Here is a 15,019-nt window from a genome sequence, read left to right on the forward strand (position 1 = left end):
AAAGCGAGGAAAAAAGTTTCGAGAAGCTTAACCAACGACGCGCGGATGTGTTTTGCCTTTCGAAACTCGTTACTTGAAACTCACGCTCCAACACCTCGCCAAGTCCCGGTTCGCGCCTGCAGGCAAGTCCTGCCGCAGCAACACCTCTACAGCAGCGTATCCAGCGCTGCGATCAGCGCCTGGTTTTGCTCAGGCGTGCCCACGGTAATCCGCAGGTGGTCGGCGATACGTGCCGGTTTGCCAAAGTGACGTACGATGACGCCCTGTTCGCGCAGGCCTTTGGCCAGGCTTTCGCCACTGTGTTGCGGATGGCGAGTGAAGATAAAGTTGGCGGCAGACGGCAGGTTGTCAAACCCTCGCTGTGTCAGTTGCCCGTTCAGCCAGTCACGCTGACTGATCACCAGCTCGCAGCCTTTCTCGAACCACTCAACATCTTCAAACGCCGCCGCACCGGCGGCAATGGCAATGCGATCCAGCGGATAGGAATTGAAGCTGTCCTTGATACGATTAAGGCCATCAATCAAGGCCGCATCCCCCACCGCCAGGCCGATGCGCAGGCCTGCCAGTGAGCGGGACTTGGACAGGGTCTGGGTTACCAGCAAATTCGGATACTGGTTCACCAGCGAAATGGCACTCTCACCCCCGCTCTTTTTTTCTGCGAAATCGATATAGGCTTCGTCCACCACTACCAGGGATTCGGTATTGGCCTGCAGCAAACGCTCAATCTCGGCCAGAGGGAGCAGGCGTCCTGTGGGTGCATTGGGGTTGGGGAAAATAATGCCGCCGTTGGGCTTGAGATAATCATCCACCGCGATGGCCAGATCGCCATCCAGCGGCACAGGCTCATAGTCGATCTGATACAGACCGCAATACACCTTGTAGAAGCTGTAGGTAATGTCAGGAAACAACAGTGGCTTGTCCTGTTTGAAGAAACCCAGGAAAAGATGAGCCAGTACCTCATCGGAGCCGTTACCAACAAAAACCTGCTCGCGCGTGACGCCATATCCTTTTTCAGAATAGTAAGCCGCAATCGCATCCTTGAGCTGACTACTGTCCGGATCCGGATACAGGCGCAGACGTTCGTCCGCCTCACCACGAATTACCTCAAGCACCTTTGGCGACGGGCCAAGCGGGTGCTCGTTGGTATTCAGCTTCACAAGCTTGCTCATCTTCGGCTGCTCGCCCGGCACATAGGGCTCCAGCTGATGAACAAAATCACTCCAGTATTTGCTCATAGTCTTGTCATCCGACGTCAGACTTCTGACGTCTTGTTGATTCTGTATTCTGCACTACGCGCATGGGCGGTGAGGCTTTCTCCGCGCGCCAGCGGCGAGGCGATGGCCGCCAGGGTACTGGCGCCTTGCGGAGAGCAACCGATCAAGGAACTGCGCTTCTGAAAATCGTACACGCCCAGGGGTGAAGAAAAGCGCGCAGTGGCACTGGTGGGCAGCACATGGTTGGGACCCGCACAGTAATCACCCAAGGCTTCCGGGGTATGACGCCCCAGGAAAATCGCGCCCGCATGACGGATCTTTTTCGCCCATTCCTCGGCATTGTCGATGGACAATTCCAGGTGTTCGGACGCAATGGTGTTGGCGATCTCGATGGCCTCGTCCAGATCCTTCACCTGGATCAGGGCGCCACGGTTCTTCATGGAGGTGCGAATGATGGTTTCCCGCTCCAATGTCACCGCCAGTTTTTCCATGGAGGCTTCGACTTGCTTGAGATAATCCGCATCCGGGCACAACAGAATCGCCTGGGCTTCCTCGTCATGTTCTGCCTGGGAAAACAGGTCCATGGCGATCCAGTCCGGATCCGTCTTGCCATCACAGATCACCAGAATCTCTGACGGCCCGGCGATCATGTCGATGCCCACCTTGCCAAAAACCTGACGCTTGGCTTCCGCCACAAATATATTGCCGGGGCCGACAATCTTGTCCACCGCCGGCACGGTTTCAGTGCCGTAGGCCAGCGCGGCCACGGCTTGGGCTCCGCCAACGGAAACAAAACGATCCACGCCGGCAATCGCCGCCGCCGCCAGCACCATGTCGTTCAATTCTCCGCCCGGGGCCGGAGACACCATGATGATTTCTGCTACGCCCGCCACCTTGGCCGGCAAGGCATTCATCAAAACGGAACTGGGATAGGCCGCTTTACCACCGGGTACATAAATGCCGGCGCGATCCAGCGGGGTAACTTGCTGCCCCAAAAGCGTGCCGTCGGCCTCCCGGTAACTCCAGGAGTCCTGCTTCTGTTTTTCGTGGTAGCTGCGCACCCGTTCGGCTGCCGCTTCCAGCGCTTCGCGCTGCTCCGCCGGGATCCTCGCCAGCGCTGCCTGCAACTGCTCAGGGCCAACCACCAGATCTGCCGCAGCGGCAATCTCCCGGCGATCAAATTTGACGGTGTATTCCACCAGGGCCGAATCACCACGACGAGCCACATCGCGGACAATGCCATGCACCCGCTCGGCCACTTCCGCATCGCGCTCCTCAGACCAGGCGGTCAGCGCGGCAAGCTGCGCATCGAAGTCAGCGTCTTGGGTATTGAGCCAGGTGGTTTCCATGGTCGGGTACCGTAAAAGTCAGAATCAAAATCTAGTTTTACCACAGAGGGCACAGGGAATTGATAATGGATAATTGAGAATTGATAGCGCCCCACCCCGCATATTGCTCTCAACGGCATGGGTAAGCGGTCGGGGTTGGGGAGCCATTCCAGCTTTCGGCTTCATTCCTCCGCCAATCGCGTCGTTATCAATTTTCCATTCTCAATTATCAATTAACTACTAGCCTTTTCGTGACGCCACCGCCTCGGCCAGCTTGTCCAGGATGGACTGGATATCCGCATGGCGGGTTTTCATACTGGCGCGATTGACGACCACGCGGGTAGAGATATGGGCGATCAGCTCGGTGGGCTCCAGGCCATTGGCGCGCAGGGTATTACCGGTATCCACGATATCGACAATACGATCTGCCAGTCCCACCAGCGGGGCCAGCTCCATGGCGCCGTAAAGCTTGATGACTTCCGCCTGTTTGCCCTGCTCGGCGAAGTAGGCCTTGGCCACGTTCACAAACTTGGTGGCTACGCGCAAACGCCCGCCCACTTCCGGCGCATCGTTCACGGCGGCAACCATCAGTTTGCAGCGGGCGATGTTCAGGTCCAGCGGCTCGAACACCCCATCGCCACCATGCTCCATCAACACATCCTTGCCGGCCACACCGATATCTGCGGCGCCGTGCTGCACGTAGGGTGGCACATCGGTGGCGCGGATGATGATGATCTTCACGTCGTCCCGGGTGGTGTCGAAGATCAGCTTGCGCGAGGCAGACGGATCTTCCAGCAGTTCGATCCCGGCCGCCTTCAACAGCGGCAGGGTTTCCTTGAGAATGCGCCCTTTGGAGAGGGCAATGGTCAACGGTTTCTGCGACATAATCTCGGCCAGACCTAGCGCGGTACGCGGCGAATGACCGCGCCCAGCGATTGCAGTTTTTCTTCAATACATTCGTAACCGCGATCAATGTGGTAGATGCGATCTACGGTGGTTTCCCCTTCCGCCGCCAACGCAGCAATCACCAATGACGCTGACGCCCGCAGGTCGGTGGCCATCACCGGCGCGCCGGTGAGCTGCTCAACCCCGCGGCAGATAGCGGTATTGCCCTGCACTTCGATATCCGACCCCATACGGTTCATTTCCTGAACGTGCATGAAGCGGTTTTCGAACACGGTTTCGACAATGGTCCCGGTGCCTTCGGCAATCAGGTTCAGGGCCATGAACTGGGCCTGCATGTCCGTTGGCATGGCCGGATACGGCGCGGTACGCAGGGACACCGCCTTGGGCCTGCGGCCTTCCATGTCCAGTTCGATCCAGTCGTCGCCGGTGGTGATTTTTGCGCCGGCTTCCTTCAACTTCTGCAGCACCGCATCGAGAATGCCGGGCACGGTATCCTTGGTTTTGATGCGGCCACCGGTGATGGCGGCGGCAATCAGATAGGTGCCGGTCTCAATCCGGTCGGCGATCACCTGGTGGTGACAGCTACCCAGACGCTCCACCCCTTCAATAGTGATGGTGTCGGTGCCAGCGCCACTGATCTTGCCGCCCATGGCATTGATGAAGTTGGCCAGATCCACCACTTCCGGTTCGCGGGCCGCGTTTTCCAGGTAAGTGGTACCGTCAGCCAGCGCTGCGGCCATCATCAGGTTCTCGGTGCCGGTGACCGTAACGGTGTCCATGACGATCCGCGCGCCCTTGAGACGGCCATCCACGGAGGCATGCACATAGCCGTTGGCCACTTCAATGTCGGCGCCCATGGCTTCCAGGCCACTGAGGTGGATATCCACCGGACGGGAACCAATGGCGCAGCCACCCGGCAGGGACACTGTCGCCTTGCCGAAATGGGCAACCATGGGCCCCAGCACCAGAATGGAGGCGCGCATGGTCCTCACCAGCTCGTAGGGAGCAACCAGTTCCTTGATGGTGCTGGCATTGACCTCCACGTTCATGCGGTCATCGATCACCACTTCCACGCCCATGCGGCCCAGCAACTCGATCAGCGTGGTCACATCCTGAAGATGTGGCAGGTTACCCACGGTCACCGGCTCACTCGCCAGCAGGGTGGCGGCGATAATCGGCAAGGCGGCATTCTTGGCGCCGGAAATCCGGATTTCGCCATCAAGACGGCGGCCTCCGGTGATGATCAATTTATCCATGAACTGTCTCTAGGCTTGTCTTTAAAGGCCTGACGTAAACTCAGGCGAGCCCCATCTTCTGGGCTTTTTCCCACTCGGCGGGGGTAAAGGTGATGATCTGGACCGCGTGGATGGTATTGCTCTGGATTTGCTCGTTGATGGTGGCGTACACCAGCTGCTGCTTCTTCACCGGCATCAGACCCTCGAAGGCATCTGACACCACGCGAATCTGGAAACGGTCACCGCCACCTTCCACGGCCACATCGGCATCGCTAAAGCCGGCTTCCACCAGCGCTTTTACCTCTTCCGGATTCATGTTCGCTCCTTACTATGGGGCTTTCCATGGGGCTTTTGCGGGAACCATACCCCAAACAGCACAGGAGCGAGCCGCAAAAGCACCCGCTTTTCCGGCTCGCTCCATCTCAGGGGCGCAATAATACGCGAGGCGCCGCAGCCTTGCCACGGCGCTGGCGTCAGGCGCCTTCAGCGTCGTCCTTCAGCCCCGCATCAATCTTGGCGTCGGCAGACCAGTTATCGATAACCTTGTCCATGTCACCATATTGCTCCATGCCCTGGGCAAACTGACTTTTGAAGGTATCGGCAAGATCCAGTCCATTCACGTAGACATTGATCACTTTCCATTGGTCATCACGGGAGAACAGAGTATAGAAAATGGGGACCGTCTTGCCGGTATTGGTCTGAATTTCCATGCGCACCCGTGCATAGTCACCGCGCAAATCACCATCCTGCATGGGCAAGGTAGTGATCTGCTGCCCCTCATAAAGGGTGATGCCGGACGCATAGGTATTAATCAGGCTGTTCTTGAACACGTCCAGAAAACGGTATTTCTGCTCCTTGCTGGACGAACCAAAGTAGTCGCCCATTACCATGCGGGTAATGCGCTTGAAGTCCACCAAATCCACCAGTTCCTCGCGAACCAGCTCACGGGCAAGATCCGGATCTGCTTTCAGCTGCTCACGGTCCGCATCGATGCGGGCAGTCATGCGATCGACAGCATCGATAACTACCTGCCTCGGATCGGACTGGGCCTGCGCCAAAACGGCCATGGCCAAAAGAATCAGCGCCATGGCTGAAGAAAATAATTGCTGTTTTCGCATCCAGTGTCTCCCTGTCATTATCCGGCGGTTTTACGGGGTTCCGCTGCCCCTGTCCAGAACCTCTATGCCCTATTGGAGTCACAACAACGCAGAACAGTTCCAAAATCGCCAAGGCCGGATTGCAGGCAGGTATGATGAATGGCCTTGAAACAGCACTACGATTTGCCACATTTCGGGTCAACCTTGATCACTTTTGCCGTGTATAATCGCCGCAATTACAGGGAGATTGCATGAGTCACGACCATATCAGCGTCGGCAAGCGGGTACTGGATATCGAGGCCCGCGCTGTCAACGCGCTGAAAGACAGCCTGGATGAGCAGTTTTCTTTGGCCTGCGAGCAAATGCTCAAGGCGAAAGGCCGTGTCATTGTTACTGGCATGGGCAAAAGCGGCCATGTGGGCAACAAGCTGGCCGCCACCCTGGCCAGCACCGGCACCCCGTCCTTCTTTGTGCATCCCGGCGAAGCCTCCCATGGCGATCTGGGCATGATCACCCCCGACGATGTGGTGCTGGCCCTGTCCAATTCCGGCGAAACCGCAGAAGTGCTGGCCATTCTGCCGGTGATCAAGCGCAAGGGCACGGTGCTGATCGGCATGACCGGGCGCCCCACTTCAACCCTGGCCCAGCTCTCTGATGTGCACCTGACCGTGGCCGTGGACGAGGAAGCCTGCCCGCACAACCTGGCACCGACCTCCTCCACCACGGCAGCACTGGCCATGGGCGACGCTCTGGCTATCGCGCTGCTGGAAGCCCGCGGCTTTACCCCCGAGGATTTTGCCCTCAGCCACCCCGGCGGCAGCCTGGGCCGGCGTCTGCTTCTGAAAGTGGACGACATTATGCACAGCGGTGATGCCCTTCCCGCAGTCACAACCAACACCAGCGTCAGCGATGCCCTGCTGGAGATGACCCGCAAGGGCCTCGGCATGACCGCCGTCACCGCCGATGACGGCACTCTGGCCGGCATCTTCACGGACGGCGACCTGCGCCGCCTGCTGGACCGAGATCTTGACATCCGCAAGGCATCCATCGCCGAGGTGATGGTCAGCAACCCGATCACCATCGCCGTCGGCCACCTGGCCGCAGAAGCACTACAGATCATGGAAAGCCGCAAGATCAATGGCCTGGTAGTACTGGACGCTGACAACAAACCATTGGGCGCCTTCAATATGCAGGACTTGCTGCGGGCCGGGGTAGTGTGATGCAAATTTCCGCAATTGATGCCCAAAATCTTCGCCTGATGGCCTTCGACGTGGATGGCGTAATGACCGACGGACAGATCTATTTCAGTCCGGAAGGCGAAGCCATCAAGGTATTCAACACCCTCGACGGCCACGGCCTCAAGAAGCTGGCTGCCAGCGGTGTAGTCCTGGCCATTATCACTGGCCGCAACACCCCCATGGTGGCCAGACGAGCCGCCGACCTGGGAATCGAACACGTGATTCAGGGCCGTGAAGATAAAGGCGTCGCCCTGGCAGACTTGGCCGCCCAGCTGGGCATAGCAGCCAGTGAAACCGGCTATGCCGGCGATGACGAACCGGATGTGAGTGCTCTGGAATGGGCACAGTTGAGCTTCGCGCCTGACAACGCCCACGATTGCGCCAAACAGGCAGCGGATCACCATACCGCTCGCCGAGGGGGCCAGGGCGCGGTTCGTGAAATCTGTGACGCCATCCTCGCCCAGCGGGGTAACCCATGAAGCGTCAGGGCCTGTTAAGCGCCACCGGCATCCTGTTGCTGGGGCTGGTGATGCTGATGACCCTGCACGAATGGGACAGCAACCTGCCCGGTGAGGATCAAGCTGTACTGACCGCTCCGGCCATTGTCGCCACCAAAATCACCGCCCGCGCCTTCAGCGAAGAGAACGGCGAATTGCAGTATCACCTGATCGCCGACAATCTGGTCCAGTACGACCACAATCCGCTTACGGAAATGACCCAGCCGCAGTTAGCCATGAGCAACAGCCAAGGCACCTGGACCATCACCAGCGAAAACGGCACCGTGCAACAGAACGGCAAGCTGATCGTTTTCTCCGGTGCAGTGGAAACACGCAATCGCGATCAAAAAATCGAGATGGATTCCGACGAGCTGCGTTTCAATAGTGACACCAACGTTGCGACCAGCCCCGGTGATACCATCCTCCGTTTTGAAAGCGGCGAGACTCGCGCTGGCGCGCTGGAGGCGGATCTCGACAAGGGGGTATTATCCCTTGACCAAGGAGTAGAGAGTGAATTCAATGCCCCGGCATCGTAGCGTACTGGGCGCCAGCCTGGCCCTGCTCGCCAGTCTGGCCTGTGCCGCACCGGCAGAAGGCCCGATTTCCGTCTCTGCCGACAGTGGGCGCTTTGAACAAGCAGCCGGCACTGGCGTGTATAGCGGCAATGTGGAACTTCTGCAGGGCAACCGCACCATGCAGGCCGAAAAAATGTCCCTTTTCACCAAGGACGGCGAACTGGTTCGCGTTGAAGCCACCGGCACGCCGGTAAAACTGTCCGAAGGGGAAGACCTGGAAGCCCATGCCAGCAACCTGGTGTACGACATCAAGGCCCGCACCCTGGTGCTGACCGGCGATGCCTTTATCCGCCACAAGGGCAACACCTTTGAAGGTGCCAAGGTGGAATACAGCCTGGATTCAAAGCGTGTGGACGCCAGCAGCGAAGGTGACCAGCGGGTACGCCTGGTTATTCCTGCCGAGAACCAGATTCCCGGTAACGACAAGAAAGATAACGGCAACGCAGATTCGGAGTCCGCCACCCCATGACGCACCTACGCGCCCATCATCTGGCAAAAAGCTATAAAGGCCGCCGGGTTATCGAAGACGTTTCCCTGGACGTAGACTCCGGACAGATTGTTGGCCTGCTGGGCCCGAATGGCGCCGGCAAGACCACCTGCTTTTACATGATCGTGGGTCTGGTGGAGGCCGATGCCGGACGCATCGAAATCAACGAAACCGATATTACCCATTTACCCATGCATGGCCGGGCCAAGCGCGGCATCGGTTACCTGCCCCAGGAAGCCAGCATCTTTCGCCGCCTTACGGTGGAAGAAAATATCATGGCGATCCTGGAAACCCGCAAGGAACTGAGCAAACAGGAACGCCATGAGCGGATGGAAAACCTGCTCAAGGAATTCCACATCACCCATATCCGCGACTCCCTCGGCATGAGCCTGTCCGGCGGTGAGCGCCGCCGCGCCGAGATCGCCCGCGGCCTGGCGACTGATCCGGACTTCATCCTGTTGGACGAACCCTTCGCCGGGGTGGACCCGATCTCAGTGAACGACATCAAGGGCATCATCCGCCATCTCAAAGAACGAGGTATCGGCGTTCTGATCACCGACCACAACGTGCGCGAAACTCTGGATATCTGCGATACCGCCTACATCGTCAGCGCCGGCCACATTATCGCCTCCGGCGACGCCGACACCATTCTGAGTAACCAGCAGGTGCGGGATGTGTATCTGGGAGCAGACTTCAGGCTCTAGCAGAGTGACAAGTTTCAAGTGCAGCGCGCACAAACGCCTAAGCGCGAAGAAGGAGACGGGGCCAGCCCTTCAACCGCGTTGAAACTGGCACCCTGAAACGTGTCCCAACCGATCCGCATACCACACAAGAACCTCTGGCACAATTATTGCTAGTTATGCAATGAGGCTGTTATTCTCGGGTTTTGGGGATCAATCACCAACCTGAGCAGTATGAAGCCCACACTACAACTACAAATCGGCCAGCAGCTGACCATGACGCCCCAGCTGCAGCAGGCCATCCGCCTTCTCCAGCTGTCCACGCTGGATCTTCGCCAAGAGATCCAGCAAGCCGTGGAAAGCAATCCCCTGCTTGAGCTGGCCGACGATTTTGGTGACGATTCCCTGCCAGAGACTGACGAAGACCGTCAGGATGACGAACTGAACACAGAGCGTGACGATGCGCTGGAAGAGCTCATTGAGGGCGAACCCGGCATTGAAACCGAATGGGACGATGTCTATTCCGGACAGAGCAGCAGCTCCGCCGCCCTCCCCGACGACGCTGACGAGTGGCAGCAACGCCACGCCATTTCCGGGAATCTTCAGGATCACCTGCTGTGGCAGCTCAACCTGACCCCCATGAGCGACGTGGATCGCATCATCGCCATGGCCATCATCGAATCGGTGGATGACCGTGGCTACATGACCGCCACCCTCGACGACATTGTTGAAATGGTAAACCGGCAGGACGACCTTCTCACCGAAGGGGACGTTCTTGAAGTGGACGAAGTACTGGCCGTCCAGCACCGGCTACAGCAATTTGACCCACTCGGTGTTGCCAGCCTGAACCTGGCTGATTGCCTGGGTGTTCAGCTTCGCCAGCTGCCCGATGACACCCCCTACCTGCCTGTGGCCCTGGCACTGCTTGAGCATCTCGAGTTGCTGGAAAAGCACGACTACGCAGCCCTGCGCCGGGTATTGCAGACCAGCGAACAGGATCTACTGGATGCCCTCTCCCTGATCCGCACCATGGATCCGGCCCCCGGCGAACAGATTGGCGAAAACCAGGTGGACTATGCCGTACCGGACGTGATCGTACGCCAGCACAATGGGCATTGGCAGGTCAGCCTGAACGACGACATCCTGCCCCGGGTCAATCTTCAGCAGCAGTACGCCAATCTGGCCAGGAAAACCCCCGGCGAAGACGGCCAGTACCTGAAAAACTGCGTACAGGAAGCCAAGTGGTTCATCAAGAGCCTGCAAAGCCGCCATGACACCCTGCTCAAGGTGGCCACCCGGATTGTGGAAGTGCAACAGGACTTCTTCGACTACGGTGAAGAGGCCATGAAACCGCTGGTGCTGGCCGACATCGCCGAAGCCGTCGAGATGCATGAATCGACCATCAGTCGGGTCACCAATCAGAAGTACATGATGACACCCCGCGGCGTCTTTGAGCTGAAATATTTCTTTTCCAGTCACGTGGGAACAGACGGCGGTGGCGAGTGTTCCTCCACCGCTATTCGTGCCATTATTAAGAAGCTGGTCGCTGCCGAGAATCCCCGCAAGCCGCTCAGTGACAACAAACTGGCCAGCTTGCTTAACGAGCAGGGAATCAACGTAGCGCGCCGGACCGTTGCCAAGTATCGTGAGGCAATGAGAATACCGTCATCCAGTGCTCGCAAGCGTTTGGTGTAGGGCGCGAATGACGGCCCAACAAGCAGGTAAAGGAGCCAGCCATGCAAATTAATATCAGCGGTCATCACCTGGAAGTTACCGATGCTCTGCGCACCTATGTGGGCGACAAGTTTTCCCGCCTGGAGCGCCACTTCGACCAGATCACCAGTGTCCAGGTCATTCTTTCTCCGGAACCGAAGACGCACAAGGCAGAATCCACCATCCATATTTCCGGGGCAGACCTGTTTGCTACCGCTGAAGCCGACGACATGTATGCGGCCATCGACAAGCTGACCGACAAACTTGATCGTCAGATTCTCAAACACAAGGAAAAGTCCGTTAGCCACAAGCACGGGCATTAAACCGAAGCGACAATTATGCGAGTTCGCGAAATACTCACCGAAGCACGCACCCATAGCGGGGTGCAGGCCAGCAGCAAGAAACAACTGCTGGATCAGGTTGCACAGCTGGCTGCTGCCAGCTGTGACACCCTCAATGAGCAGGAGGTATTCGATGCGCTGGTAGCCCGGGAAAAACTGGGCTCCACCGGCATCGGTGAAGGCATTGCCATCCCTCACTGCCGACTGGGGCACTGCCAGCAACCGGTTGGGCTGTTACTCAGACTGGACACTCCCATCGATTTTGATGCCGTAGACGGTCGACCGGTAGATCTGGTGTTCGTCCTGCTCGTTCCACAGGAAAACCCCGAACAGCATCTTAGAACCCTCAGCCATCTGGCCAGCCTGTTCAACGATGACGATTATCGGAATGAGCTGCGTACCAGTCAGGACAAACACAAGCTTTACCACACCGCAGTAGAATCCGAGGCAGAACTCCGACTGGCATCATGATGGAACGCACCCGGCATTCACGCGCCACCCCAACTCAATTCCCCATCGGTTTTGCGTACCCGCAAACAGCCTGCGGCCCGAGAGTGCCCAAGCCATGAAACTAACCATCATCAGCGGACGTTCAGGCTCGGGAAAAACCACCGCCCTGCAAGCCATGGAAGACCAGGGCTACTACTGCGTGGATAATCTGCCGGTGGGCATGCTGCCCACCTTGACCAGCCAACTGAACGACGGTGAAGCGTCAATCGACCGCGTGGCGGTGGGCATTGATGCCCGCAACGTCCCCGCTCAGCTGCAGGCATTCGACAGCATTCTTGATGCGCTGCATCAGCAGCAAATCGAAACTGAGATTGTCTATCTTGATGCGGACGATACCACCCTGCTGAAGCGCTTCAGCGCCACTCGCCGACGCCACCCCCTGGGCACCGGGGAACGCACCCTCGAAGATGCCATACAACATGAGAGGGAACTGCTTGCCAATATCCGTCAGCGTGCCGATCTGGTCATCGACAGCAGTAATTACGAAGTCCACAGCCTGCGCAACCAGATCCGTGAGCGCGTAGCCCGACGTCAATCCAATCTGTCGCTGCAGCTTGAGTCCTTCGGCTTCAAGAACGGCCTGCCCAATGATGCCGACCTGGTCTTTGATGTGCGCGTACTGCCTAACCCGCACTGGGACCCAGCACTGCGCCCACTCACGGGGCTGGATCAGCCCATCATTGATTTTTTGCAACAGCATCAGGCCAGCCACGACATGCTTGACGACATCAGCAGCTTCATACAACGCTGGTTGCCCGCCTTCGCTCACAGCGACCGCAGCTACGTGACGGTTGCCATCGGCTGTACCGGCGGCCGTCACCGCTCTGTGTTCATGGTGGAACAGCTGGCAAAACGTCTGCGCGACCAAGGCATTCCCCTGCAGGTTCGCCACCGCGAAAAACACTGAACCGCTACGCCCTTGCCAGGAACATCGCCCAGATGATTGAAAAACAACTCGATGTAATCAATAAGCTTGGCCTTCACGCACGCGCTGCCGCCAAGGTAGTCAGTGTCGCCTCCCGTTACGATAGCCGCATCCACGTCATTCACAATGGCAAGCCTGTCGACGCCAAAAGCATCATGGGACTGCTTATGCTCGGCGCCGCCAAAGGCAGCCAGGTCACTTTTCAGGTAGAAGGGCCGGACGAAGCAGACGCCATGGCCGAACTGGAAGATTTGTTTGCGCGGATGTTCGACGAAGGAGAATGACAACGTAATTAATAGTTAATAATGAAGAGTTAATAACGAAAACCGGTACCCCCCAGACGTCGCGACTGTTACTGTTTACGGACATCAGGAATCGCTGGTGTCATTCTGTCTTCCCAGCTATTAACTATTCACTATTAATTATTAACTGATTTTTACATGCCCGCCGACAGCAGCCGCAGCCAGCAACACCTCAAAGCGATCAATCGCGCGCTCGCCAGTGGTACCTATTCCCAGGTTCGCCAGCTGATCAACAACCTGCCCGGCGCGGAAGTGGCCCACTTGCTGGAGTCCTCGCCGCCCCGCGAGCGGGAAATTCTCTGGCAATTGCTCAACAAGGATCAGGAAACCGAGGTCCTTCAATACCTGGGCGAAGAAGTCCGGGTCGAGCTGCTGCGCAATCTCAGCACCGATGAGCTGGTCTCTCTGGTAGAAGAACTGGACACCGATGACCTGGCTGACTTGCTGCAGGAACTGCCGGATCATGTCACCAGTCAGGTAATGGCCAGTCTCGACGAGCAGAACCGTGAGCGCCTCGAACATGTCATGAGCTACCCGGAGGATACCGCCGGCGGCATCATGAATACTGACGTGATCACGGTACGCCCCGAGATCACATTCGAAGTGGTACAACGCTACCTGCGACTGCGCGGCGAGATTCCACGCACCACCGATAACCTCGCCGTGGTCAACCGGAAGAACCAGTTCATTGGCTTGCTGCCGTTGACCAAGGTTCTGATCAGTGACCCGGGCACCACGGTGCGTGAGGCCATGATCACCGATATCCAATCCATTCCGGCCACCCAACCAGCCTCCGAAGTGGCAAAAATCTTCGAGCGGCACGATCTGGTTACAGCGCCTGTGATCGATGAAGAAGGCATGCTGGTGGGCCGTATTACCATTGATGACGTGGTTGACGTAATCATGGAAGAAGCCGACCACTCCCTGATGAGCATGGCCGGCCTGGATGATGACGAGGATACTTTCGGTTCGGTGTGGCAGACCGCCCGCCGTCGCGCCCTGTGGCTGGGTATCAACCTGCTAACAGCAATGGCGGCATCCGCAGTTATCGGACTGTTCGAAGCGACCCTGGAGAAAGTGGTAGCCCTGGCCATACTGATGCCCATCGTCGCCAGCATGGGCGGCATCGCCGGCAGCCAGACCCTGACTCTGGTCATCCGCGCCATGGCATTGGGACAAATCCAGTCCAACAACACCCGCTACCTGCTGTTCAAGGAACTGTCAGTGGGCGCCATCAATGGTTTGTTATGGGCAACCGTAATCGGTATCACCGCGGGGCTGTGGTTCAGTGATCCCAGCATTGGTCTGGTTATCGGCGTGGCCATGGTCATTAACCTGATCATGGCAGCCTGCGCTGGCGCCCTGCTGCCCATGATCATGAAAAAGATGGGTATCGACCCGGCCCTTGCCGGCTCCGTGGTTCTCACCACTATCACCGACATCGTCGGCTTCATGGCCTTCCTGGGGCTGGCCACGGTGCTCTACGCCAACGTGCTGGCCTGAGATACCGCATAGAAACTGCCCGGCAAAATGTACGCGGCAAGTACACCTTTCAGTTCAACATCTCCGAATTTCCAGCTGCTGGTTTTCATCGCCCTGCGCACGGCTAGCGCCTCACCGAGCAAAGCGAAGGAACGTCTTTCAAGGCGACCTCGAAGGGGTGAGCGGAAGCGAACAACAGACGCTTCTACAATCGAGTAGCCGGTTGCCAGGGAGCCCTCTGTGCGCTTTAGGGTATGCCTACAGCCCCCTCAGCGACTTCCCGGAACACGGTTCGCTCAAACAAACTGAGCGCTTCAAAAGCTGTAGACTTCCCTGAGCGAATCCGGCCTCTGGAAAACAGCAGAACCTGGGAACTTTTTGGCACTTCACAATCCAACCGAGCGTAGCTCGTAGCTCGTAGCTCGTAGCTCGTAGCTCGTAGCTCGTAGCTCGTAGCTCGTAGCTCGTAGCTCGTAGCTCGTAGCTCGT

General features: G+C 57.9%; 17 protein-coding genes. 11 read left to right on the forward strand and 6 right to left on the reverse strand.

Translation table 11 applies throughout. The features are described 5' to 3' along the window. Positions 1-146: 146 nt before the first annotated feature. The 6 genes from hisC to GQF00_RS06335 all read right to left on the reverse strand — a co-directional run bounded on the left by hisC (position 147) and on the right by GQF00_RS06335 (position 5,801). Positions 147-1,235, reverse strand: a complete 1,089-nt coding sequence (gene hisC, locus GQF00_RS06310) for a histidinol-phosphate transaminase (RefSeq protein WP_161318307.1) — start codon at positions 1,233-1,235, stop codon at positions 147-149. Between the two features lie 17 nt (positions 1,236-1,252). Next, positions 1,253-2,563, reverse strand: a complete 1,311-nt coding sequence (gene hisD / locus GQF00_RS06315) for a histidinol dehydrogenase (protein WP_161318308.1) — start codon at positions 2,561-2,563, stop codon at positions 1,253-1,255. Between the two features lie 219 nt (positions 2,564-2,782). After that, positions 2,783-3,427, reverse strand: coding sequence for an ATP phosphoribosyltransferase (gene hisG / locus GQF00_RS06320; RefSeq protein WP_161318309.1), 645 nt, complete (start codon positions 3,425-3,427; stop codon positions 2,783-2,785). Between the two features lie 14 nt (positions 3,428-3,441). Beyond that, a complete protein-coding gene (gene murA, locus GQF00_RS06325; protein WP_161318310.1) occupies positions 3,442-4,704 on the reverse strand; it encodes a UDP-N-acetylglucosamine 1-carboxyvinyltransferase in 1,263 nt (420 codons plus the stop codon). A gap of 40 nt (positions 4,705-4,744) precedes the next feature. Further along, positions 4,745-4,999, reverse strand: coding sequence for a BolA family protein (locus tag GQF00_RS06330; RefSeq protein WP_161318311.1), 255 nt, complete (start codon positions 4,997-4,999; stop codon positions 4,745-4,747). 157 nt (positions 5,000-5,156) lie between these two features. Further along, positions 5,157-5,801, reverse strand: coding sequence for a phospholipid-binding protein MlaC (locus tag GQF00_RS06335; RefSeq protein WP_161318312.1), 645 nt, complete (start codon positions 5,799-5,801; stop codon positions 5,157-5,159). Between the two features lie 230 nt (positions 5,802-6,031). On the opposite strand from GQF00_RS06335, the gene GQF00_RS06340 reads away from it, so the two are divergent. The 11 genes from GQF00_RS06340 (at position 6,032) to mgtE (ending at position 14,551) form a co-directional block, all read left to right on the forward strand. Continuing rightward, a complete protein-coding gene (locus GQF00_RS06340) occupies positions 6,032-7,000 on the forward strand; it encodes a KpsF/GutQ family sugar-phosphate isomerase (RefSeq protein ID WP_161318313.1) in 969 nt (322 codons plus the stop codon). Continuing rightward, the gene (locus tag GQF00_RS06345; RefSeq protein ID WP_161318314.1) at positions 7,000-7,497 is read left to right on the forward strand and encodes an HAD family hydrolase; all 498 of its coding nucleotides are present in this window, start codon (positions 7,000-7,002) and stop codon (positions 7,495-7,497) included. Before GQF00_RS06340 ends, GQF00_RS06345 begins: the two co-directional genes overlap by 1 nt. Next, the gene (lptC, locus tag GQF00_RS06350) at positions 7,494-8,051 is read left to right on the forward strand and encodes an LPS export ABC transporter periplasmic protein LptC (protein ID WP_161318315.1); all 558 of its coding nucleotides are present in this window, start codon (positions 7,494-7,496) and stop codon (positions 8,049-8,051) included. Before GQF00_RS06345 ends, lptC begins: the two co-directional genes overlap by 4 nt. Next, positions 8,035-8,559, forward strand: a complete 525-nt coding sequence (gene lptA / locus GQF00_RS06355; RefSeq protein ID WP_161318347.1) for a lipopolysaccharide transport periplasmic protein LptA — start codon at positions 8,035-8,037, stop codon at positions 8,557-8,559. The genes lptC and lptA overlap by 17 nt, the downstream gene beginning before the upstream one ends. Next, positions 8,556-9,281 carry an LPS export ABC transporter ATP-binding protein gene (gene lptB / locus GQF00_RS06360; protein ID WP_161318316.1) on the forward strand — a complete coding sequence of 242 codons (726 nt, stop codon included), beginning with the start codon at positions 8,556-8,558 and terminating at the stop codon, positions 9,279-9,281. Before lptA ends, lptB begins: the two co-directional genes overlap by 4 nt. A 210-nt stretch (positions 9,282-9,491) precedes the next feature. Continuing rightward, positions 9,492-10,952: an RNA polymerase factor sigma-54 gene (locus GQF00_RS06365; RefSeq protein WP_161318317.1), complete on the forward strand. Its 1,461-nt coding sequence runs from the start codon at positions 9,492-9,494 to the stop codon at positions 10,950-10,952. Positions 10,953-10,993: 41 nt separating this feature from the next. Beyond that, on the forward strand, positions 10,994-11,293 hold the full coding sequence (gene hpf, locus GQF00_RS06370; RefSeq protein ID WP_161318318.1) for a ribosome hibernation-promoting factor, HPF/YfiA family: 300 nt from the start codon (positions 10,994-10,996) through the stop codon (positions 11,291-11,293). A 15-nt stretch (positions 11,294-11,308) separates the two neighbouring features. After that, the gene (ptsN, locus tag GQF00_RS06375) at positions 11,309-11,782 is read left to right on the forward strand and encodes a PTS IIA-like nitrogen regulatory protein PtsN (protein WP_161318319.1); all 474 of its coding nucleotides are present in this window, start codon (positions 11,309-11,311) and stop codon (positions 11,780-11,782) included. A gap of 94 nt (positions 11,783-11,876) precedes the next feature. Continuing rightward, entirely contained in the window at positions 11,877-12,728 is an 852-nt protein-coding gene (gene rapZ / locus GQF00_RS06380) for an RNase adapter RapZ (protein ID WP_161318320.1), read from the forward strand. 32 nt (positions 12,729-12,760) lie between these two features. Next, positions 12,761-13,030, forward strand: coding sequence for an HPr family phosphocarrier protein (locus GQF00_RS06385; RefSeq protein WP_161318321.1), 270 nt, complete (start codon positions 12,761-12,763; stop codon positions 13,028-13,030). Positions 13,031-13,186: 156 nt separating this feature from the next. Beyond that, entirely contained in the window at positions 13,187-14,551 is a 1,365-nt protein-coding gene (gene mgtE, locus GQF00_RS06390) for a magnesium transporter (protein WP_161318322.1), read from the forward strand. Positions 14,552-15,019: the final 468 nt, after the last annotated feature.

This window comes from Alcanivorax sp. DP30, assembly GCF_009882945.1.
Taxonomy (GTDB): domain Bacteria; phylum Pseudomonadota; class Gammaproteobacteria; order Pseudomonadales; family Alcanivoracaceae; genus Alcanivorax.